This window comes from Arthrobacter sp. B3I9, assembly GCF_030816935.1.
In the GTDB taxonomy this organism is placed as follows: domain Bacteria; phylum Actinomycetota; class Actinomycetes; order Actinomycetales; family Micrococcaceae; genus Arthrobacter.
Window position 1 is genome coordinate 2359149 of the sequence record NZ_JAUSYO010000001.1, and the last position, 21063, is coordinate 2380211.

The following is a 21063-nucleotide window of genomic DNA, read 5'->3' on the forward strand; positions in this document are numbered from 1 at the left end:
GGTAGTTGGGTGGCCTACGCCAGGGTGATGAGGTCCAGGTAGTCGTCGTTCCAGAGGTCCTCGACGCCGTCGGGCAGGAGGACGACGCGCTCCGGGTTCAGCGCCTCGACGGCACCTTCGTCGTGGCTGACCAGTACGACGGCGCCGGTGTAGTTGCTCAGGGCCCCCAGGATCTCGGCGCGGCTGGCGGGGTCGAGGTTGTTGGTGGGCTCGTCGAGGAGCAGCACGTTGGCGCTCGAGGCAACGATGGTGGCCAGGGCCAGACGGGTCTTCTCGCCGCCGGACAGCACGCCGGCCGGCTTGTCGACGTCGTCACCGGAGAAAAGGAACGACCCGAGGATGCCGCGTACTTCGGCGTCGTTCATGTCCGGGGCGGAGGAACGCATGTTCTGCAGGACGGTGCGGTCGACGTCGAGCGTCTCGTGCTCCTGGGCGTAGTAGCCCACCTTCAGTCCGTGGCCCGGGATGACCTCGCCGGTGTCCGGCTTGTCGACGCCGGCGAGCATCCGCAGCAGGGTGGTCTTGCCGGCGCCGTTGAGGCCCAGGATGACCACCTTGGAGCCGCGGTCGATCGCGAGGTCGACGTCGGTGAAGATCTCGAGCGAGCCGTAGGACTTGCTCAGGCCGTCAGCGGTGAGCGGGGTCTTGCCGCAGGGCGAGGGATCCGGGAAGCGCAGGGCTGCCACGCGGTCGGTCTCGCGGACCGCCTCGAGGCCGCCGAGGAGGCGTTCGGCACGCTTGGCCATGTTCTGCGCCGCGACGGCCTTGGTGGCCTTGGCGCGCATCTTGTTGGCCTGGTCCATGAGGACCTGGGCCTTCTTTTCCGCGTTGGCACGCTCACGTTTGCGGGCCCGCTCGTCGGTTTCGCGCTGGGTCAGGTAGCGCTTCCAGTCCATGTTGTACACATCGATCTGCGCCCGGTTGGCATCCAGCAGGAAGACCTTGTTCACCGTCGCCTCAAGCAGTTCGGTGTCGTGGCTGATCACGATGAGGCCGCCCTGGTGGTTCTTGAGGAACTCACGGAGCCAGGCGATGGAGTCGGCGTCGAGGTGGTTGGTGGGCTCATCGAGGAGCATGGTCTCGGCGTCGGAATACAGGATCCTGGCGAGCTCCACGCGGCGCCGCTGGCCACCGGAAAGGGTCTTGAGCGGCTGGTTCAGCAGCCGGTCCGGCAGGGCCAGGTTGGAGCAGATGGCCGCGGCCTCGGCCTCGGCCGCGTAGCCGCCGGCGGCCAGGAACTCCGACTCCAGCCGGTCATAGCGGTTCATCGCCTTGCGCTGGACGTTGGCGTCCTCGCTGGCCATCTCTTCGTGCGCGACGCGGAGCTTGCCGACGGCGATGTCCAGGCCGCGGGCGGAGAGGATGCGGTCACGGGCCAGCTGCTCCATGTCCGGGGTGCGGGGGTCCTGCGGCAGGTAGCCGATCTCCCCGCTGCGCGTGACTTTGCCGCCGGCGGGCAGTCCCTCGCCGGCCAGCACGCGGGTGAGTGTGGTCTTGCCTGCACCGTTACGGCCAACCAGGCCGATCTTGTCTCCCTTGTCGATACGGAAGCTCACCTGGTCCATGAGGAGGCGGGCACCGGCGCGCAGTTCGAGATCCTGGACGGTAATCAATGCAGCTAAGGCCTTTCACAACAGGGAACGCCGCGGCGCAACGGAGGAATCTGGAGGGCGCCGGGGCAGTGCGGCCGAGAGCACGGCCTTTCCTATCCTACCGGCCCGGGCCCGGCCGGATGACACGGCCCCCGCTCCGGGAGGCCGGGCCTTTGGCGGCGGTCTCCAGCATCTTGCGCCCCGCTTAGTGGGGCACCTACAAAAAACCGGGCGCGGGGGCCGCCGTATCGTCGGATGCAAGAACTGACGCCCTTCAACCTGACAGGACAGCAATGACGCAGACCGGCGGCCCCGCACGCATCCCCGTCCGTACCCCCGCTTCGGGCGGCCCCTCTACGGGCGGCCTGAAGCCAGCGCGCCGCGGGCCGGCCGCGCGCCGCGGCCGGAACCGGTGGGACGCCACCGACCTCGGGCTGATCGCCGTCTTCGCGGCGCTCGTGGCCGGTTCGGCTCTCATCGCAGCAATCCCCGTGGGCGGACTCGGGGTTCCCATCACACTGCAGACCCTGGCTGTCATGCTCACAGGGCTGGCCCTCGGCCCCGGTCGGGCTTTCGCCGCCGTCGGGCTGTACGTCCTCCTGGGACTGGCCGGGCTGCCGATCTTCAGCGGGGGCCGCGGCGGCCTCGGGGTCCTGGCCGGGCCGTCCGCCGGCTACATCGTGGCCTTCCCCCTGGCCGCCGCGGCAGCGGGCTGGCTGACTGCCGTGGTGCTCCGGCGGACCGCAGGCCGGGCCGGCCGGCTCCGCGCTGTGCTGTTGTTTCTTGGCGCCATGGTGAGCAGCATCATCTTCGTGCATGGTCTCGGCGTGCTTGGCATGATGGTGAACGCCAAGCTGGACTTCTCAAAAGCCTTCCTCACCGATCTCGCCTTCTACCCCGGAGATGTGATCAAGAACGCCCTGGCCGTGACCATCGCGCTGTCCCTGCACAAGGCCTTCCCGGACCTGTTGCTCCGCCGTGTCCGGCCGGTTGGCAGCTTTCCCGGGGACGCTGCTCCAGGGGACGATGTTCGTGGCGACGATGTTCGTGGCGACGATCTTGCTGGGAACGACCACGCGTGAAGATTCTCCTGGACCGGGTGGCGGTGCGGGTCGGGGCTGACGGCCGCGCGGCACCCAAGACCCTGCTCGAAGGGTTGTCACTGGAGCTGGTGGAGCGGCGGATCGGCATCATCGGCGCCAACGGTTCCGGGAAGTCCACCCTCCTGCGGCTCCTGAACGGTCTGGTGGCACCCAGCAGCGGCAGGGTGCTCGTGGGTGGTTCGGATACTGTCCGTGCGGTGCGGGAAGTCCGTCGCCGGGTCGGCTTCGTCTTCACCGATCCGCTGTCCCAGCTGGTGATGCCCACCGGCCGCGAGGACGTGGATCTTTCCCTCCGGCGCTCGGTCCGGAATGCTGCGGAGCGGCGGCGGCAGGCTGAGGCCACCCTGGACCGCTTCGGGTTGCTGCCGCTGGCGGACCAGAGCATTTATGAGCTTTCCGGCGGGGAGCGCCAGCTGATGGCCCTCGCCGCCGTCCTCGCGGTGGACCCGGAGCTGCTGGTCCTGGACGAGCCCTCCACGCTGCTGGACCTGCGCAACCGGGAACTGCTCCGCCGGACCCTGGCAGGCCTCAGCCAGCAGGTCATTCTGTCCACGCACGATCTCGAGCTCGCCCAGGACATGGACCGCGTCCTCGTAGTCGACGCCGGCCGGGTCGTGTTCGACGGCGATCCCGCGCCCGCCGTCGAGCATTACCGCGCGCTGAGCGCGTCAGGGTCTAAGCCGCCAGTCGGGCACGCGCTGCAAAGGGAGCAGCGGTGAGCGGTTCGGGGTTCCTGTTCGCAAACTATGTGCCAGGCGGGTCCGTGGTGCACCGGGCGCCGCTGTGGCTGAAGTTCCTGCTGGTTCTGGGCTGCGGCATGGCGTCCTTCCTGATCGCGGACTGGACCGTGGCAGCCGGGATGCTGGCGCTGATGTGCGGACTGTTTCTGCTCAGTGGGGCGGGGCCGGCACGCCTGCTGCGCGCCGTCCGGCCGGTGCTGCCGGTGCTCGCGGTGCTCGGCCTCTTCCAGTGGTGGCAGCTGGGCGGCCCCACCGCAGCCCGCATCGTGCTGAACGTGCTGGTCTGCATCGTGGCGGCATCCATCCTGACGGCGACGACGCCCGTCCAGGCGCTGCTGGACGGGGTAGCGTCCTTGGCCATGCCGTTCCGGGGCTTGGGTGCGGATCCCGAACGCTTCACCCTGACAATCGCCGTCATGCTGCGGAGTATCCCGTTCGTCGCAGGTGCCTATTCCAACGTCCGGGATTCCGCGCGCGCCCGCGGCCTGGAACGAAACCCCCGGGCCCTGGTGCTCCCGGTCTTCATCACCACCGTGGCCTTCGCCCGGCAGACCGGCGAAGCCCTGGCGGCGCGAGGTTTGGGCGAGGCCGAGGACCGGGAAGGCTGAGACCGGTCTGCGGTGTTCTTCCACGGGAAGGGACATGCCCTCCCCTGCCCGCGGACAATGAGCATAGTGCCGCTATGCCCACTGCTCGGGCCCAGGAATGAGCATGTTCCCCGGGGCGAAGCGCCAGGAATGAGCATGTCCCGTGGGTCGTCGGCGCAGGACATACTCTCCCCCTTGGTGCCCCACGGGACATGCCCTCCCTTGCCCGCGGACATTGGACATAGTGGCATCGTGTCCGTGGCTCAGGCCTAAGAATGAGCATGTCCTCCCGGCCAAGGGCCCAAGAATGAGCATGCCCGTTGCTCAGACTGAAGAATGAGCATGTCCCCTGGGCGCGGACTGAAAAATGAGCAAGTCCCGTGGGCGCGAACTCCGCAAATGGGCATGTCCCGCGCTCCCCGCACCGGAAAAACGGGCATGTCCCTTCGCCGCGCCCCACGAATGAGCATGTCCCTAAGGGAAGGTCAGGGGAACCTGCGGTATTCCAGCAGCGCGGCCGTGCCCATGCCCCCGGCGCTGCTGATCAGGGCCAGGGCCAGCTGGCCTTGCACCCCGGCGCGGCGGGCCTGGGCCAGCACCCGGGTGACGAGGACCGCTCCCGAGGCGCCGTAGGCGTGGCCGAGGGCCAGCGCTCCGCCGTCAACGTTGGCCCGTGCCGGGTCGATGCCGAGCCGTTCGAGGCAGGCGATCGTCTGGGACGCGAACGCCTCGTTGAACTCGACCAGGCCGAGGTCCGCTCCGGTCATGCCGTGCGCGGCGAGCAGGCGTTCCCCCGCGGCGGCCGCGCCGATGCCGAGCAGCCGGGGGTCCACGCCGGCTGTGTCCGTCCCCAGCACCAGCAGGCCGTCGCGGGGCCCCAGCTCGCGGGCACGCCCCATCGAAGTGACCACGACGGCGGAGGCAGCGTCCGCGTCGAAGCAGGAGTTCCCGGCCGTGACGGAACCCCCGGAAACGAACGCCGGCGGGAACCGTGCCAGAACGTGCGCGGTCAGTCCGCGGCGGGGTCCGTCGTCGGCCGTCACGGTGTGGGAACCGCCCGGCCCGGAGGACATGTCCAGCGGAACGATTTCCGCGTCGAACGTGCCGGAGGCGGCTGCGGCGAGGGCCCGTTGGTGGCTGCGCAACGCCAATTCATCCTGCCGCTCCCTGCCCACTCGGAAATGTTCGGCCACGTTTTCGGCAGCGGCACCCATGTCCGGATCACCGAAGGCGGCCGGCACGAACTGTGCGCGCGAAAAGAATTCCGGCTCACCTGCACTGTTCCGGTGCGCGCGGAGCGGCGCGGTGCTGACGCTTTCCACCCCGCCGGCCAGGTACACCGCGCCGCCCCCGGCAGCCACCAGCCGCGAGGCGAGTGCGATCGCGTCCAGCCCGGAGCCGCACTGCCGGTCCACAGTCAGGCCGGGAACGCCGACCGGCAGGCCCGCCTCGAGCGCGGCGAGGCGGGCCACGTTCCCGCCGCCGCCCACGGCATTGCCAATCACGACGTCGGCCACCGCATCCGCGGGCACGCCCGTCTCGACCAGGAGGCTGCGCAGGACCGGGGCCAGCAGTTCATGGGCGCGCAGCGAGGCCAGAGCGCCGTTGGCGCGGCAGACCGGGGTCCGGCGGGCCGCGATGATGACGGGCTGCCGGTCCTCCGGAAGGTCCTCCGCAAGGACCGCCGTGCGGGGCTCAGCCAAGCCGGCGGACCCTAGGATCGGCGCGGGTGATCCAGTCCGCCAGAAGCTGGCGGCTGAGCTTGCCCCGGTCGGTCAGCGGGAGCTCGGTCAGGGCGAAATACTCCATCGGGCGCTTGGTCCTGACCAGCACCTCTTCCACGCCGGCCCTCAGCTGGGTGGCGGTGACTCCCCCGTGGGACGGCACCACGCCGGCCACCACGCGCTGTCCGCGAAGGTCATCGGCCAACCCGGCGGCCACCGCGGAGGCGACGCCCGGAACGGAGGCCAGTGCCAGTTCCACTTCATGGGGGTACACGTTCGTGCCGGCCGTGATGATCATGTCCGAGCGGCGCCCCAGCAGGTGCAGGGTTCCTGCCGAGAGGTACCCCTGGTCTCCCACTGTGTACCAGCCGCCCAGGGACTGGAGTGCCTGGCCGTCGTCGCCCCAGAGGTAGCCGTCGCTGACCATCCCGCTCCGGACGCAGATGTTGCCGACACCGCCCTCCGGCAGTTCCGCGCCCGCGGCGTCCAGGATCCGGATCTGCACTCCCGGGAATGGCCGTCCGATCCCGGTGCCGCCCAGCTGGGGTTGCTGGCCGGGAGGAAGGCCGGCGCCCGCGACAAAGCTGAGTTCGGACGCACCGTAGTACTCGAAGATGGTGGCGTTGGGGGCCCAGCGGCGGGCCGCTTCCAAGGTCCGCGCGTCCAGCTTGGAACCGGCGCAGACAATGCTGCGGATACCGGCGGCGTCGACGCCGCCAGCGAGGCCCCGCTCGCTCAGCAGCCTCAGCATGCTGGGCACCAGGACCAGTCGGGTGATCCCGTCATGGCTGACGGCGGCGTGCGCGTCGCCGACGTCGAACTGCTTCAAGGTGTGGAACTCCGAGCCCGCGTACAGGCATTCGGCGAGGGCATAGAGGTTCAGGCTCGCGGCCAAAGGCCCGGGCGCCAGCGTCACGTCCTCCGCGGTCAGGCCGAAGAATTCGATGGACGCGTCGAAAGACGTCCGCCAGGACTCCCGGCTGCGGGTAAAGGCCTTCGGAATGGAAGTGGTGCCGGCGGTCAGCCCGATCAGGAACGGCGACCCCGGCGGCCCGTCAGTGAGCCCGTCAGTAACCCCGTCGATGCGCCGCCCGCCGGGACGCGGCACGGCGCTCGGATCCGGTGGGAACTTTGCCGTGATCCGTGCGGCGATCGTGTCCAGCAGCTGCTGCGGCCACGACGGATCCAGGACCGCGCACAGCCGCTCCCCTGCCACCGCGGCAGCGAAACCGACGGCGGAGGCCAGAGAATTGTCCGCCGGGAGCACCGTGACGGCGGGAACCACCGGCACCAGGCCCGCAGCGTCCCGAAACTCCGCCCAGCTGAGCCGCTTTTCGGCGACGACGACGGCGGTACCGTCGGGGCGCTCGTCGGCCCAACGCTGGAGTCTGTCGAGAAAAGGCATCGGATCAACTTTACCGGCAGCCGCCGCCCGGACCAGCGGGAAGGGATATTGTGACAGCATGAGTTTCAATGACAACGTCCAGCTGGACCCGTCCGAAGTTCAGAGCCGTGGCGGCATGGGCCGCGGCACGAAAATCGGCGGCGGCATTGGCGGCGGCATTGTGCTGCTCCTGGCCGCATTGTTCGGCATCAATCCACAAATGCTCGAGGGCCTGGGCGGCACCACCCAGGACCAAACGCAGAGCCAGAGCACCGCGCCGGCGTGCAGGACCGGCGCCGATGCCGATGCCCGGCTCGAGTGCCGGATCGTGGGCACCGTCAACAGCCTGAACGCGTTCTGGCCGCAGTATCTTGCGCAATACAACCAGAAGTACCCGCGGCCGGAGACGGTGTTGTTCAACGGCGGTACCAGCACGGGCTGCGGCAGCGCGACCTCCGAGGTAGGACCGTTCTACTGCCCCGCCGACCAGACCGCATACTTCGACCCCGGCTTCTTCCAGGAACTCGTGGACCGCTTCGGCTCCTCCGGCGGCCCGCTGGCGCAGGAGTACGTGGTGGCGCACGAATTCGGACACCACATCCAGAACCTGCTCGGCACGATCGACCGCGCGCAGCAGGATCCGCAGGGGCCTCAATCCGGAGCGGTGCGCGTTGAGCTGCAGGCAGACTGCTACGCAGGGCTGTGGGCCCGCTACGCCACCACCACCAAGGACCCCAACACCGGCCAGCCCTTCCTGGAACCGCTCAAGACGCAGGACCTGCAGGACGCCCTGTCCGCGGCGTCGTCGGTGGGCGATGACCGGATCCAGAAGGCCGCCACCGGCCGCGTCTCACCGGAGTCATGGACCCACGGCTCCAGCGCTCAGCGGCAGAAGTGGTTCTATCAGGGCTACCAGACCGGCGACATCAACCAGTGCGACACGTTCGCCGTCGCAACCCCCTGACTCCTCTATCGATTGCTCCGTAACGGCCCTTATGACGCGCCTAAAGGGCCGTTACGGAGCAATCGATGACACGACGACGGCGGCCGGTCACCTTCGAGGGAAGGTGACCGGCCGCCGTCGTACTTCGAGCTTTTAGATGTTGAAGCCGAGCGCCCGCATCTGGTCGCGGCCGTCTTCGGTGATCCGTTCCGGACCCCACGGCGGCATCCAGACCCAGTTCAGGCGCCATTCATCGACGATCCCGTCTAGGGCCTGGCCGACCTGCTCCTCGATGACATCGGTGAGCGGGCAGGCGGCGGTGGTGAGCGTCATGTCGATCAGCAGGGCGCCGTCGTCGTCTGAGTACTTCAGACCGTAGAGCAGGCCCAGATCAACGATGTTGACCCCGAGTTCCGGGTCAATGACATCCTTGAGTGCCTCTTCGACATCCTCGAGGCCCGTGCGGGCCACATTGAGTTCGGTCATTGCGGAGTCCTAACTACGCCTGGGTTGCTGCCGGAGCGGCAGCGATGGCGGCCGCCCCTGCGCCGTTGGCGTAGCGGTCGTAGCCTTCTTCTTCGAGACGGTCCGCGAGCTCCGGGCCGCCCTCTTCCACAACCTGGCCATCAACGAACACGTGCACGAAGTCCGGCTTGATGTAGCGCAGGATCCGCGTGTAGTGGGTGATGAGCAGGGTCCCCATGTTGCCTTCGGCGTGGGCGCGGTTGACGCCCTCGGAGACGACCTTCAGGGCGTCAACGTCCAGGCCGGAGTCGGTCTCGTCCAGGATGGCGAACTTCGGCTTGAACAGCTCGAGCTGGAGGATCTCGACGCGCTTCTTCTCGCCGCCGGAGAAGCCTTCGTTGACGTTGCGCTGGGTGAAGTCGGCGTCGATCCGCAGCTGCTCCATGGCGGCCTTGACTTCCTTGGTCCACGTGCGGAGCTTCGGGGCTTCGCCGTCGATGGCCGTCTTGGCGGTGCGCAGGAAGTTCGTCATGCTCACGCCGGGGACCTCCACCGGGTACTGCATGGCCAGGAACACGCCGGCGCGGGCGCGCTCGTCAACGCTCATCGCCAGGACGTCTTCGCCGTCGAGGGTGATCGTGCCGGAGGTGACGTTATAGCGCGGGTGTCCGGCGATGGTGGACGCCAGGGTGGACTTGCCGGAGCCGTTCGGGCCCATGATGGCGTGGGTCTCGCCGGTCCGGATGGTCAGGCTGACGCCCTTCAGGATTTCCTTGGTGCCCTGCTCGGTGTCAATGCTGACGTGCAGGTCCTTGATCTCAAGAGTCGACATATGTCTTGTTCTCCTCTGCACCGTGCCCTCCGGCCTGGTGCGGTTTCTCGTCGAAAAGGTAGCTTGTGCGGGTGCCGGCTGCGGGCAGCTAGCTGAAGTTCGGAGCTTCGGCGCCGTTCAGGACGTTGCTGACGTCCACGTACACCTCATCGCCCTGGATGGTCACGGCGAAAACAGGAACAGGATCGTAGGCCGGCAGCTGGAGCGGCTCGCCGCTGCGCAGGTCGAACTGGGAGCCGTGCCCCCAGCATTCGATCAGGCAGCCTTCCACCTCGCCTTCGGAGAGCGAGATGTCCGCGTGCGAGCAGGTGTCGCCGATGGCGTGGATTTCTCCCATCGAGTCCTTCACGATCGCTACCGGGTAGTCGTCGATCAGGATCCGCAGCGCCTGCTTGGGTTGGATCTCGCTGGCGTTGCAGACGAGCTCGCCCTTTGGCTGGTCAGTCATCTGATTCTTTTCCTGTGTCCTTTAGTGCTGTGCTTGTCCTCTAGTGCCGGGCACTAGTTGTCCGTTGCCGCGAGTTCGCGCTCGACGGCGGCCGTGAGGCGTTCCTCGATGGCCGGAACCTTGATCTTCTGGATGATCTCGTTCAGGAAGCCGCGGACCACCAGGCGGCGGGCCACCTCTTCCGGAATGCCGCGGGCCATCAGGTAGAACAGGTGCTGGTCGTCGAACCGTCCGGTGGCGCTGGCGTGGCCGGCGCCGGCGATCAGGCCGGTCTCGATTTCCAGGTTCGGCACGGAGTCCGCGCGGGCGCCGTCGGTGAGGACCAGGTTGCGGTTGGCCTCGTAGGTGTCGGTGCCTTCTGCCTCCTTGCGGATCAGGACGTCACCTACCCAGACGGTGTGCGCGCCGCGGCCCTGCAGGGCGCCCTTGTAGAGGACGTTGGACTTGCAGTTGGCGACCGCGTGGTCAACGAACAGGCGCTGCTCAAGGTGCTGGCCGGCGTCGGCGAAGTACAGGCCGAACAGTTCCGCTTCGGCGCCGGGGGCGGTGAAGCGGGCCGAGGGCGTGATGCGCACCAGGTCGCCGCCGAGGCTGACGACGATGTGCTTGAACTTCGCGTCGCGGCCGAGCTTCGCCTGCTGGGAGGAGACGTGCACGGCGTCGTCGTTCCATTCCTGGAGCGAGATGACGGTCAGCTGCGCGCCGTCCTCAACGAGGATCTCGATGTTTTCCGACACGACGGCGCTGCCCTGGTGGTCCACCACGACGACGGCCTTGGAGAACTTTTCCGCCACGATGACGATGTGCTGCGCCGAGGCCTCGGCGCCGTTGCCGGTCAGCACAACGCTGATCTCGCCGTCGGCCTGGACCTCGGCGGGCACGGTGATGACGGTGGCCTCGGTGAAGTTCTCCCAGGCATTGGCGGAGACGCGGTCCTCGGGGATGGCTGCGGAGCCGATCCGGGAGTCGTCGCGGCCGACGCTCTCGACGTGCACGCCGTGCGGGGCGGTGACGCTGACGGTGGGAGCAGTGCCGCCCAGGACCTCGCTGTGCAGCCCGCGGAGGCGCTTGAGCGGGGTGAACCGCCAGTCTTCCTCCAGGCCGGTCAGCGGCTTGAAGTCCGCCAGCTTGTAGGACGTCAGGCGGCCGGCGCGGGAGCTGTCCGGGATGCCGACGCCGCCGCCGTGGGAGTGGCGCTTGACGGCGTCCCCGGCGAGCGGTGCCTTGGAGTCCGCAGCATTGAGCGGGGACAGGCTTTCGCCTTCCTCGGTGAATCCGTTGATGAACGGCTGGGCTGACGGCGCGCCGATGCGGGCCTTTTCCGTAGTGATGTCAGTCATTAACCGACCGATCCTTCCATCTGCAGTTCAATCAGGCGGTTCAACTCAAGGGCGTACTCCATCGGAAGCTCCCGGGCAATGGGCTCGATGAAGCCGCGGACGATCATCGCCATGGCCTCGTCTTCGCGCATGCCGCGGGACATCAGGTAGAACAGCTGCTCTTCGCTCACGCGGGACACCGTGGCCTCGTGGCCCATGGTGACGTCGTCTTCGCGGATGTCGATGTACGGGTAGGTGTCCGAACGGCTGATGGTGTCCACCAGCAGCGCGTCGCAGCGCACCGTGTTGGCCGAGTGCTTCGCGCCTTCACGGACCTGGACCAGGCCGCGGTAGGCGGCACGGCCGCCGCCACGGGCCACCGACTTGGACACGATCGAGCTCTTGGTGTTCGGCGCGATGTGGACCATCTTCGAGCCGGTGTCCTGGTGCTGGCCTTCGCCGGCAAATGCGATGGACAGGGTCTCGCCCTTGGCGCCCTCGCCCACCAGGTAGACGGCCGGGTACTTCATGGTGACCTTGGAGCCGATGTTGCCGTCGACCCACTCCATCGTGGCGCCCTCTTCGCAGATGGCGCGCTTGGTGACCAGGTTGTACACGTTGGTGGACCAGTTCTGGATGGTCGTGTAGCGGACGCGGGCGCCCTTCTTCACGACGATCTCGACGACGGCAGAGTGCAGCGAGTCCGAGGTGTAGATCGGCGCGGTGCAGCCTTCGATGTAGTGGACGTAGGAGTCCTCGTCGGCGATGATCAGCGTGCGCTCGAACTGGCCCATGTTTTCCGTGTTGATGCGGAAGTAGGCCTGCAGCGGGATGTCCACGTGGACGCCCTTGGGAACGTACACGAAGGAACCGCCGGACCAGACGGCCGTGTTCAGCGAGGCGAACTTGTTGTCGCCCACCGGGATGATGGTGCCGAAGTACTCCTGGAAGATCTCCGGGTGTTCGCGCAGCGCGGTGTCGGTGTCCAGGAAGATGACGCCCTGTGCTTCGAGGTCCTCGCGGATCTGGTGGTAGACCACCTCGGACTCGTACTGTGCCGCGACTCCGGAGACGAGGCGGCTGCGCTCGGCTTCCGGGATGCCCAGCTTCTCGTACGTGTTCCGGATGTCCTCGGGGAGGTCTTCCCAGGTGGCGGCCTGCTTCTCGGTGGAGCGCACGAAGTACTTGATGTTGTCGAAGTCGATGCCGGAGAGGTCCGCGCCCCAGGTGGGCATGGGCTTGCGGTCGAAGTACTTCAGGCCCTTGAGGCGGAGATCGAGCATCCATTCCGGCTCATTCTTCTTGGCCGAGATGTCACGGACAACGTCCTCGTCGATGCCACGGCGCGCGTTGGCGCCGGCGTCGTTCTTGTCGGCCCAGCCGTACTCGTAGGTGCCGATGCCGTGGAGCTCGGGATTCTTTTCCAGAATCTCCGATATCACAGTAGTTTCGGCAACCTTCTTCTCTGATAGTTGGTCCGTCATCACGGCCTTTCTTGCAGATGGTTGGATACTTCGTCCGGACCGGCCGGAGAGCTGCCGGGGCTGGAAAGCCTCGTGGCAGCCGGACGGCCCGTGGGTATGTGGGTGGTGCAGACGTGGCCGCCGCGGGCCAGGGTGGACAGCCGGCGGACGTCAACGCCGACCAGCCGGGAGAACACTTCGGTTTCCGCCTCGCAGAACACCGGGAACTGCGCGGCGAGCTGCTGGATGGGGCAGTGACCCTGGCAGAGCTGGACGCTGGAGAGCGCCGCCGGCAGGGGTGCCTTGGCTTCGATCGAGGCTGCCGAGGCGACGAAGCCGTCGCGGCTCAGCAGTTCGGACAGTACCCGGGCGCGGGCCGGAATGTCCGCACCGGCCTGTTCGATCTCAGGAGCGTAGCGGCGTTCCATGTCGGCAAAGCGCTCGACGGCGAACTGCCGCACCGCTTCGGGTCCGGCCATCTCGCCAAGGCGCTGCAGCGCAACGGTGGCGATGTCGAGGTAGTCGTTGCCGAGGAAAGACTGCCCCTGCGAGCTGAGGACGTAACGGCGCGCGGGGCGGCCCGCCCTGGCACCTGCGCGGGCAACGCGCTTTACCTCGATAACGCCGTCGCGGGAAAGGCGGTCAAGGTGGCGGCGGACGGCGGCAGGTGTGAAGCCGAGCAGGTCGCCGAGCTCCGCGGCACTGATGGGCCCGTGCTCCAGGACGGCGTTACGCACGCGGTCCCGCGTGCGATCATCGGCGTCGGCCGCATGCACCGCTGCGAGAGGCGCGGCAGGCGCCTGCGGCACGCGCGTCGCGCCATGCCCGGAAAGGGCAGCAGAAGAGAATGGGCTCACGGAATACACAACACAATCATGTCGTAATTTAGTCCCGCCTTCCAGTAAGGCATGGCTTGCATGTCGCTCCCGCGGCAGGACCGGGCCGTGCCCTACTACATCGCGTAGAATGTTTTGGTGCGATCTCCCGAATCCCCCGTCCTGTCCATCAGCGGGCTCGTCAAGGATGTAGGTCCACTGCCCACCCTGGACGGCAAGATGCTGCGGGTGGTCAGCGGCCTTTCCCTCATCGCCGAACGCGGGCAGGTCACGGCACTGCTGGGAGCCAACGGAGCCGGCAAGACAACCACCATCGAATGCGCGCAGGGCCTGCAAAAGCGCACCGCCGGCTCGATCAGTCTGCTCGGCCAGGACCCGGATACGGCCGGGGCGGCGCTGCGCGCGAGGGTCGGCGTGATGCTGCAGGACGGCGGACTGCCGCCGTCGGCCCGGCCCATTCCGCTGCTGAAGCACGTCGCCGGCATGTACCAGGACCCCTGGCCCGTCGAGGACCTGATCGGCCGCCTCGGGATCGACAGCTTCAGCCGCAGCTCAGTGCGCAGGCTTTCGGGCGGCCAGAAGCAGCGCCTCGCCCTCGCCGCAGCCCTCGCCGGAAATCCGGAGGTGCTGTTCCTGGATGAGCCGAGCGCCGGCCTGGACCCACAGTCCCGGCAACTGGTCTTCGAGCTCATCTCCGAACTCCGCGACCGCGGAATGGGGATCATTCTCACCACGCACCTGATGGACGACGCCCAGCGCCTGGCCGACTACGTGTACATCATGGACGCCGGCCGCAACGTCGCCGAGGGCACCGTAACCCAGCTGCTGCAGCACCGGCTCCCGTCCGCCGACGAACGCCACATCCGGACCCTCCTGTTCGAGGCCGAACCGGGACTGGACTTCACCGGAGTGCTGCCCGATACGGTCACCGTCACGGAGTCGCGCGCGGGCAGCTACGCCGCCACCGGCGCCCTCACGCCCGCCGACCTGGCCGCCATCACCGCCTGGTGGGCCGCGCACGGGATCATGCCCGGCTCCCTGAGCCTTGAGGCACGCAGCCTCGAGGACGTTTTCCTGGACATCTCCGGAAGGGAGATCCGATGACCCGCGTATCCAGCCGCAGGCCCCTCGCCGGCGCACCCCGGGCCGGGGCGCCCCTCGGCAGCCCGGCCGGCAGCCCGGCCGGCAACAGCCCGCTGGGCAGCGACCCGGCTCCGCTGTTGCGGCGGATCGCCCAGCAGGGCAGGTACGAAACTGTCACCATGCTTCGGAACGGCGAGCAACTGATCCTCGCGGTGGTACTCCCCCTGCTGGCAATGGTCGGGCTCACCGTCACCCCACTGCTGGACGGGCTGGGTTCAAGCCGGATCAACGTCGCCGTCCCGGGCATCCTGGCGCTGTGCGCCATGTCCACGGCCTTCACCGGCCAGGGGATCTCCACCGGCTTCGACCGCCGCTACGGCGTCCTGCGGTTCCTCTCCACGACGCCCCTGGGCCGTACCGGCCTGATCGCCGGCAAGGTCCTCGCCGTGCTGGCCGTCCTGTGCCTGCAGGTGCTCGTGGTGACGGCAGTGGCCCTGCCCCTGGGCTGGCAGCCCGAACCGGCGGGCTGGCTGCCGGGCCTGGCCGTACTGGTACTGGGCGCCGCGTCCTTCACGGCGCTGGGCCTGCTGGTCGCCGGGACGGTCCGGCCGGAGGCAACCCTGGCCATCACGAACCTGCTGTGGATCCTGCTCGGCGCCCTGGGCGGGATCGTGATCCCGTCGGAACGGCTCCCGGCATTGTCACAGGCCGTGGTGCATTTCCTTCCCTCCGGCGCGCTCGGCCAGGCCCTGAGGGACGCCTTCCTGCACGGCAGCGTCAACTCCGCCGCCGTGCTTGTCCTGCTGTTCTGGACGGCCCTCGCCGGCGGAGCAGCAACCCGTTGGTTCAAATGGAATTGAGAAAACTGTGAGTACGGTGTCCCGCCCGCCCCGGATCGTTTCCGGCATCATCTCCCGGCTGCCCGTCGCCGTCGACAGGACGGTCAGGCGGCTGGCAGTTCTGTCGCTCGTCGGGCAGACGGTCCTGGTGGTGACGGGCGGTGCCGTCCGGCTCACCGCCTCGGGCCTCGGCTGCCCCACCTGGCCGCGGTGCTCGGAGGCCTCCCTCGTGAACACCCCGGAAGCGGGAATCCACGGCGTCATTGAGTTCGGCAACCGGCTCCTGACCTTCGCCCTGGCCGCCGTCGCCGTTCTGATGCTCGTGTACTTGTGGAACCTCCGCAAGGAACGCCGTGACCTCTTCCTGCTGGCCGTGGGCCTGCTCGCCAGCATCCCGGCGCAGGCCGTCATCGGCGGCATCAGCGTCCTGACCCAGCTGAACCCGTGGGTGGTGGGGCTGCACTTCCTCGTCTCGATGGGGCTAGTGGTCCTCGCGACCCTGTTGGTCAACCGCGCCTACGGCCGTTCCGGGAGGTTCCGGACAGCGGAACTGCCGGCACTGCCGGGCGCCGCGCGTCCGGTGATGACCGCGGTGGCGCTGTTCTCCGCCATCGCCGTCTGCCTCGGCGTCGTGGTCACCGGCGCCGGGCCCCACGCCGGGGACGCCGATGCCCCGCGGAACGACCTCGACTGGGACCTGTTTTCGCACATCCACGCCGTCCCGGCGTACCTGGTCACCGCGGGAGCGCTTTTCGCGTTGTTCCTGGTGGTCGGCGGGCGGATCCGCGGGCCGTTCCGCAGCGCCGTCTTCCTGCTCCTGGGCGTCACGGTGCTCCAGGCGGTCATCGGCTTCACGCAGTACTACAACGGCATCCCGGCACTGCTGGTCGGGTTCCACATGCTGGGCGCGGCCCTGCTGATGAGCGCGGCGACCAACAGCGCGGATCTGGCCCGTCACAGCCCGGTGAAGTAGCCTCGAGACCTGGCTGCTGGCTGGCAGCAGCCTAAAGCACGAATGCCAGGTCTCAACTACTGTAAGGACTGCTTCCATGCTGGACTTCACCACGCGCCGACTCGTTACCGCTGCCGCCGTCGCCGGGGCACTCTCCTTGTCGGCCTGCTCGGCTCCTGCCCCCGCGCCGGACGGCTCAAGCAGCGCGGCCCCCTCGTCCCCGGCATCATCGGATGCCCCGGCCCCGGCGCCGGATTCGGCAGCACCGGAATCCGCAGCACCGGGTTCCGCGTCACCCGACTCGGCACCGGACGCCTCGGCAGCAACCTCCGAAACGGAGCCGGCTTCTGCGCCGGCGGCCGGGCCCGCGGCGGTGCCCTACATCCCGCCGCAGGGCGGCTTCGACGTCAGCGACCCCTCTGCCGCCCAGGCCGTCCTGGCGCAGAGCTTCATCTACGAACTGGTGACCAACAGGTACAGCCTTTCCGGCCAGTGGAAGGCGGACGGCGCGGTGCACGCCAACACCGCCAAACTCTGGGACAAACGGCTCAGTGAAAGCCTCAAAGCCAAGCTGACGGCCGCGGGCAAGGACGGCGACGTTTCCGGATTCGGCACCTGGGCTGTCCTGGCGCTGCCGGGTCCGGACAGCACGGAAGCGGTGAAGGCCTCGCCCACCTGCGCCGAGGCGCCGGAGCCGCACTGCCTTATCCTGCAGGAAACGGGCGGCGACCAGGGCGCCATGAAGCAGGCAGGAGGGCCTCAGCTCGCCACGATGGACCAGTCCGTACCGAACCGCGTGGCCTTCGACTACGACGTCGTCGTCCCGGTTTCCCTGACGGAGAAGGGGAACGCGGAGGGAGTGCGGAAGGGGGTCCTGAAAGTCGATCTGAGCTTCGTCCCCAACCCGAATCCCGGCGCAGGCGGACCGGAATTCCTCATCGACTCGATCAAGAACCAACTGACCGGCACCAGCACAGCAGAGCTGGCGGCCAGCCCCGGCCTGTCATTCGATTCGTACTAGGCCGGCATCGTTCCGCCTGCCGGTACAACGAAAAGACGCTCCCCGCACATCTGGGCTCAAACGTGCGGGGAAGCGTCTTCCGAAGCGGTGGGGCTAGCCGCCCACGATGGCGGCACCCACGAACGGGTCCACGGCCACGGCAATAAACAGCAGGGTCAGGTAGCTGATGGAGCCGTGGAAGACTTTCATGGCGCCCTTGTTGGACACGTCCCCGCGCTGCGCGCGCTGATACAGAGCATGTGACTCATACAGGAACCAGGCACCCGCAACGACGGCGGTGACGGTGTAGACCCAGCCGGCGCCGCCGACCGGAACCATCAGCAGCGAGCACGCCACCATGGCCCAGGCGTACAGGACAACCTGCACCGAGACGACCTTCGCCCCGGCGATGGCCCCGAGCATCGGCACGTTGGCGTTCCGGTAATCCTCGCCGTAGCGCATGGAGAGCGGCCAGTAGTGCGGCGGAGTCCAGAGGAAGATCACCATGAAAAGCACGACGGCGGGCCACTCCACCGTGTTGGTCACGGCAGCCCAGGCGATCAGGACCGGGAAACAGCCCGCGGCTCCGCCCCAGACAATGTTCTGCGCGGTGCGGCGCTTGAGGATCATGGTGTAGATGACGACGTAGAAGACAATCGCGCCGAGGCCCAGCCAGGCCGAGAGCGGGTTGGCCCCGAACCACAGGATCGCGATCGCCGCGGCACCCAGCAGCCAGGAGAAGACGAGCGCCTCGCGGGGCGTTACTTCCCCTGTCACCAGCGGCCGGTTCTCGGTGCGGTGCATGAGCTTGTCGATGTCGCGGTCGATGTAGCAGTTGAAGGCCCCGGCGCTGCCGGCGGCGAAGGCGCCGCCCACGAGGGTTGCCAGGATCAGGCCGACCGACGGAAACCCGCGCTCGGCGTAGATCATGGTCGGCAGCGTGCTCACGAGCAGCAGCTCAATCACCCGGGGCTTCGTGAGCGCCAGGTAGGCCTTGGCTTTGCGGGAGAAGCCGATCTTCCCAGAGATCGGAGAGGCGTTCAGCGGCGTATCGGTTGTGCTCACGGTGGCAGTCACTCTGTTCTGTCTGGCTGTTCAGTCCGGCTGTTGTCGCAACGTAGGATGCACGTCGCAGGGGACCACACGCGCTGCGCACGGGCGTGCCTTCGCCCCCGTAGGTAGCCACCAACCATCATACCGTGGCCCTGCCGCCTCCAAGTCCGGACGGGTCCAGACGGAGGGCCGCATGTTTCCGGCAGGTTTTGGGGCTCTCACCGGCGCAGCGGCCGGCGGTGATTCATATAAGCGTAAAACCGGTCCAATCCGTGAGATTTACGCCGCCCGACAGGTGGAATGGGGCTAAGCTAGCTGCAGATCAGCGTGCACGGACGGCGGTCGAAGGACCTCCTGCGACTATGGAAGTGTGCCTTTCGCGCACTTGCAGCGGCCGATGCGACTGAATGATAGATCAACGTTTCGATGGTGAACGGCTGGAACGTACCGCAGCGGGCACCGATCTGTGCCCGGACGGAGCTGACCAGTCCACCCGCCATCAGCACAGAGAGGGGCCCGGTTTTCGTGCCACATTTGGAAGAGCAAGAACTGTCATGGACCAGCTTGGACCAGCGCGCGGTGGACACCGTCCGCGTGTTGGCTGCGGATGCCGTGGAGAAGGTCGGTAACGGCCACCCCGGCACGGCGATGAGCCTGGCGCCGGCCGCGTACCTTCTCTTCCAGAAGATGATGCGGCACGACCCGAAGAACCCGGACTGGCTGGGCCGCGACCGTTTCATCCTCTCCCCCGGCCACACCTCCCTGACGCTGTACATCCAGCTGTTCCTCTCCGGCTACGGCCTGGAGCTGAAGGACCTCGAGGCCCTGCGCACGTGGGGCTCGCTGACCCCGGGCCACCCGGAATACAAGCACACGGCGGGCGTGGAGATCACCACCGGACCCCTGGGCCAGGGCCTCGCTTCCGCGGTCGGGTTCGCGTATTCCCAGCGCCGCCAGCGCGGCCTGTTCGACGCCGACGCCGCTCCCGGTACGTCCCCGTTCGACCACACCATCTGGGTGATTGCTTCCGACGGCGACCTGCAGGAGGGCGTCACCTCCGAGGCGTCCTCGCTCGCCGGGCACCAGGAGCTCGGGAACCTCGTGGTGATTTACGACGAGAACCACATCTCGATCGAGGACGACACCGACGTCGCGTTCACCGAGGACGTCCTGAAGCGCTACGAGGCCTACGGCTGGCACGTCCAGCGCGTGGACTGGACCCGCACCGGTGAATACAAGGAGGACGTGGCCGAACTCCACGCTGCCCTCCTGGCCGCGAAAGCCGAGACGGACAAGCCCTCCATCGTGTCGCTGCGGACCATCATCGGCTACCCGGCCCCCAAGAAGCAGAACACCGGCAAGATCCACGGCTCGGCCCTGGGCGCCGAGGAAGTCGCGGCACTGAAGAAGGTCCTGGGCTTCGACCCGGAGCGCACATTCCAGGTGGACGACGACGTCCTGGCCCACACCCGGGAGGTCCTGGAGCGCGGCTCGGCCGCACGCAGCGAATGGCAGGAAGCGTTCGAGGCATGGCAGGCCGGCAACCCCGAGGGTGCCGCCCTGCTCGAACGCGTCGAGGCACGCAAGCTCCCGGCCGAACTCGACTCCGCGCTCCCGGTCTTCGAAGCCGGCAAGGACGTCTCGACCCGTGCCGCGTCGGGTAAGGTCCTGAACGCCATCGGCCCGGTCATGCCCGAGCTGTGGGGCGGCTCGGCCGACCTCGCCGAGTCCAACAACACCACCATCGAAGGGTCGCCGTCGTTCATTCCGGCGTCCCGGCAGACCGCCGCCTGGAAGGGCAACCCCTACGGCCGCGTGCTCCACTTCGGCATCCGCGAACACGCAGCCGCGTCCATCGTGAACGGCATCTCCCTGCACGGAAACACCCGGGCGTTCTCCGGCACGTTCCTGATCTTCAGCGACTACCAGCGCCCGGCCATCCGGCTCGGCGCGCTGATGGGCGTGCCGTCCCTGTACGTCTGGACGCACGACTCCATCGGGCTCGGCGAAGACGGACCCACCCACCAGCCGGTCGAGCAGCTCGCCTCGCTCCGCGCCATCCCCGGCCTGGACGTCGTCCGCCCGGGCGACGCCAACGAGGTCGCAGCGGCCTGGAAGGTGATGCTCGAAAACCACGAGAACCCTGCCGGAATCGTGCTCACCCGCCAGAACATCCCGACCTACGCCCGCGGCACCGGCGAAGCCGAGGGCGACACCTTCGGGTCCACCGCCGGGGTCGCCAAGGGCGGTTACGTCCTGGCCGAAGCCTCCGCCGATGGTGCCACCGCCGAGCCGCAGGTCATCCTGATCGGGACGGGCTCCGAGGTCCAGCTCGCCGTCAACGCCCGCCAGGCCCTGCAGGCCGAAGGCATTCCCACCCGCGTCGTGTCCATGCCCTGCGTTGAATGGTTCAACAAGCAGGACGCCGCCTACCGTGAGGCTGTCCTGCCCGCGGCAGTCAGGGCACGCGTGTCCGTTGAAGCCGGCCTCGCGCTGGGCTGGAAGGAATTCGTCGGCGACGCCGGCCGTTCCGTGTCGCTGGAGCACTTCGGTGCCTCCGCGGACTACAAGCGCCTCTTCCAGGAGTTCGGCATCACCGCCGAAGCCGTCACCGCCGCCGCCAAGGAATCCCTCGCCGGCCTCTCCGCCTGATTCACCCCGTTTTCCGGGCCGCCGCCCTACTGACGGCGGCGGCCCCAG

19 protein-coding genes are annotated in these 21063 nt (G+C 68.0%); 9 read left to right on the forward strand and 10 right to left on the reverse strand.

The window, feature by feature from the left end; all coding sequences use genetic code 11:
• Positions 1 to 14 precede the first annotated feature (14 nt).
• On the reverse strand, positions 15 to 1613 hold the full coding sequence (locus tag QFZ65_RS11120) for an ABC-F family ATP-binding cassette domain-containing protein (RefSeq protein WP_306910373.1): 1599 nt from the start codon (positions 1611 to 1613) through the stop codon (positions 15 to 17).
• Between the two features lie 272 nt (positions 1614 to 1885).
• Here QFZ65_RS11120 and QFZ65_RS11125 point away from each other — a divergent pair, with 272 nt between their 5' ends.
• The 3 genes from QFZ65_RS11125 to QFZ65_RS11135 are packed head-to-tail and all read left to right on the forward strand — an operon-like array spanning position 1886 to position 4043.
• Positions 1886 to 2674 (forward strand): biotin transporter BioY, encoded by a 789-nt coding sequence (locus tag QFZ65_RS11125; RefSeq protein WP_306910375.1) that lies wholly within the window; start codon positions 1886 to 1888, stop codon positions 2672 to 2674.
• The gene (locus QFZ65_RS11130) at positions 2671 to 3414 is read left to right on the forward strand and encodes an energy-coupling factor ABC transporter ATP-binding protein (protein ID WP_306910379.1); all 744 of its coding nucleotides are present in this window, start codon (positions 2671 to 2673) and stop codon (positions 3412 to 3414) included. The genes QFZ65_RS11125 and QFZ65_RS11130 overlap by 4 nt, the downstream gene beginning before the upstream one ends.
• Positions 3411 to 4043 carry an energy-coupling factor transporter transmembrane protein EcfT gene (locus QFZ65_RS11135; RefSeq protein WP_306910380.1) on the forward strand — a complete coding sequence of 211 codons (633 nt, stop codon included), beginning with the start codon at positions 3411 to 3413 and terminating at the stop codon, positions 4041 to 4043. The genes QFZ65_RS11130 and QFZ65_RS11135 overlap by 4 nt, the downstream gene beginning before the upstream one ends.
• A 464-nt stretch (positions 4044 to 4507) precedes the next feature.
• On the opposite strand, the gene QFZ65_RS11140 is transcribed toward QFZ65_RS11135, so the two are convergent.
• Positions 4508 to 5725 carry a thiolase family protein gene (locus QFZ65_RS11140; protein WP_306910382.1) on the reverse strand — a complete coding sequence of 406 codons (1218 nt, stop codon included), beginning with the start codon at positions 5723 to 5725 and terminating at the stop codon, positions 4508 to 4510.
• Positions 5718 to 7151, reverse strand: a complete 1434-nt coding sequence (locus QFZ65_RS11145; protein WP_306910384.1) for an AMP-binding protein — start codon at positions 7149 to 7151, stop codon at positions 5718 to 5720. Before QFZ65_RS11145 ends, QFZ65_RS11140 begins: the two co-directional genes overlap by 8 nt.
• A gap of 58 nt (positions 7152 to 7209) precedes the next feature.
• Between QFZ65_RS11145 and QFZ65_RS11150 the strand changes: the two genes are divergently transcribed.
• Entirely contained in the window at positions 7210 to 8094 is an 885-nt protein-coding gene (locus QFZ65_RS11150) for a neutral zinc metallopeptidase (protein ID WP_306910386.1), read from the forward strand.
• A 132-nt stretch (positions 8095 to 8226) separates the two neighbouring features.
• Here the strand turns inward: QFZ65_RS11150 and QFZ65_RS11155 are convergent, their stop codons facing one another.
• The 6 genes from QFZ65_RS11155 to QFZ65_RS11180 all read right to left on the reverse strand — a co-directional run bounded on the left by QFZ65_RS11155 (position 8227) and on the right by QFZ65_RS11180 (position 13409).
• A complete protein-coding gene (locus QFZ65_RS11155) occupies positions 8227 to 8559 on the reverse strand; it encodes a metal-sulfur cluster assembly factor (protein WP_232084282.1) in 333 nt (110 codons plus the stop codon).
• 13 nt (positions 8560 to 8572) lie between these two features.
• Positions 8573 to 9370 carry a Fe-S cluster assembly ATPase SufC gene (gene sufC, locus QFZ65_RS11160; RefSeq protein ID WP_306910388.1) on the reverse strand — a complete coding sequence of 266 codons (798 nt, stop codon included), beginning with the start codon at positions 9368 to 9370 and terminating at the stop codon, positions 8573 to 8575.
• Between the two features lie 88 nt (positions 9371 to 9458).
• Positions 9459 to 9818: a non-heme iron oxygenase ferredoxin subunit gene (locus tag QFZ65_RS11165; protein ID WP_306910390.1), complete on the reverse strand. Its 360-nt coding sequence runs from the start codon at positions 9816 to 9818 to the stop codon at positions 9459 to 9461.
• A gap of 53 nt (positions 9819 to 9871) precedes the next feature.
• Positions 9872 to 11158 (reverse strand): Fe-S cluster assembly protein SufD, encoded by a 1287-nt coding sequence (gene sufD / locus QFZ65_RS11170; protein ID WP_306910392.1) that lies wholly within the window; start codon positions 11156 to 11158, stop codon positions 9872 to 9874.
• A complete protein-coding gene (gene sufB / locus QFZ65_RS11175) occupies positions 11158 to 12621 on the reverse strand; it encodes a Fe-S cluster assembly protein SufB (RefSeq protein ID WP_306910394.1) in 1464 nt (487 codons plus the stop codon). The genes sufD and sufB overlap by 1 nt, the downstream gene beginning before the upstream one ends.
• A complete protein-coding gene (locus QFZ65_RS11180; RefSeq protein WP_306910396.1) occupies positions 12621 to 13409 on the reverse strand; it encodes a metalloregulator ArsR/SmtB family transcription factor in 789 nt (262 codons plus the stop codon). Before QFZ65_RS11180 ends, sufB begins: the two co-directional genes overlap by 1 nt.
• 165 nt (positions 13410 to 13574) lie before the next feature.
• On the opposite strand from QFZ65_RS11180, the gene QFZ65_RS11185 reads away from it, so the two are divergent.
• The 4 genes from QFZ65_RS11185 (at position 13575) to QFZ65_RS11200 (ending at position 17331) form a co-directional block, all read left to right on the forward strand.
• Positions 13575 to 14540, forward strand: coding sequence for an ABC transporter ATP-binding protein (locus tag QFZ65_RS11185; RefSeq protein ID WP_306910398.1), 966 nt, complete (start codon positions 13575 to 13577; stop codon positions 14538 to 14540).
• Positions 14537 to 15379, forward strand: coding sequence for an ABC transporter permease (locus tag QFZ65_RS11190; protein WP_306910400.1), 843 nt, complete (start codon positions 14537 to 14539; stop codon positions 15377 to 15379). Before QFZ65_RS11185 ends, QFZ65_RS11190 begins: the two co-directional genes overlap by 4 nt.
• A 7-nt stretch (positions 15380 to 15386) precedes the next feature.
• Positions 15387 to 16331 (forward strand): heme A synthase, encoded by a 945-nt coding sequence (locus tag QFZ65_RS11195; protein ID WP_306910402.1) that lies wholly within the window; start codon positions 15387 to 15389, stop codon positions 16329 to 16331.
• 76 nt (positions 16332 to 16407) lie between these two features.
• Complete coding sequence (locus QFZ65_RS11200; protein WP_306910405.1) at positions 16408 to 17331, forward strand: hypothetical protein; 924 nt, start codon at positions 16408 to 16410, stop codon at positions 17329 to 17331.
• Positions 17332 to 17424: 93 nt separating this feature from the next.
• On the opposite strand, the gene QFZ65_RS11205 is transcribed toward QFZ65_RS11200, so the two are convergent.
• On the reverse strand, positions 17425 to 18387 hold the full coding sequence (locus QFZ65_RS11205; protein ID WP_306910407.1) for a heme o synthase: 963 nt from the start codon (positions 18385 to 18387) through the stop codon (positions 17425 to 17427).
• 510 nt (positions 18388 to 18897) lie between these two features.
• Between QFZ65_RS11205 and tkt the strand changes: the two genes are divergently transcribed.
• On the forward strand, positions 18898 to 21015 hold the full coding sequence (tkt, locus tag QFZ65_RS11210; protein ID WP_306912555.1) for a transketolase: 2118 nt from the start codon (positions 18898 to 18900) through the stop codon (positions 21013 to 21015).
• Positions 21016 to 21063 lie beyond the last annotated feature (48 nt).

What these genes read in the sequence shown, in the direction of transcription:
- QFZ65_RS11125 (WP_306910375.1), top strand. Translation starts at nt 1,886, where the DNA reads ATGACGCAGACCGGCGGCCCCGCACGCATCCCCGTCCGTACCCCCGCT.
- QFZ65_RS11200 (WP_306910405.1), top strand. Translation starts at nt 16,408, where the DNA reads ATGCTGGACTTCACCACGCGCCGACTCGTTACCGCTGCCGCCGTCGCC.
- QFZ65_RS11190 (WP_306910400.1), top strand. Translation starts at nt 14,537, where the DNA reads ATGACCCGCGTATCCAGCCGCAGGCCCCTCGCCGGCGCACCCCGGGCC.
- QFZ65_RS11155 (WP_232084282.1), bottom strand. Translation starts at nt 8,559, where the DNA reads ATGACCGAACTCAATGTGGCCCGCACGGGCCTCGAGGATGTCGAAGAG.
- sufD (WP_306910392.1), bottom strand. Translation starts at nt 11,158, where the DNA reads ATGACTGACATCACTACGGAAAAGGCCCGCATCGGCGCGCCGTCAGCC.
- sufB (WP_306910394.1), bottom strand. Translation starts at nt 12,621, where the DNA reads ATGACGGACCAACTATCAGAGAAGAAGGTTGCCGAAACTACTGTGATA.
- sufC (WP_306910388.1), bottom strand. Translation starts at nt 9,370, where the DNA reads ATGTCGACTCTTGAGATCAAGGACCTGCACGTCAGCATTGACACCGAG.
- QFZ65_RS11145 (WP_306910384.1), bottom strand. Translation starts at nt 7,151, where the DNA reads ATGCCTTTTCTCGACAGACTCCAGCGTTGGGCCGACGAGCGCCCCGAC.
- QFZ65_RS11150 (WP_306910386.1), top strand. Translation starts at nt 7,210, where the DNA reads ATGAGTTTCAATGACAACGTCCAGCTGGACCCGTCCGAAGTTCAGAGC.
- QFZ65_RS11165 (WP_306910390.1), bottom strand. Translation starts at nt 9,818, where the DNA reads ATGACTGACCAGCCAAAGGGCGAGCTCGTCTGCAACGCCAGCGAGATC.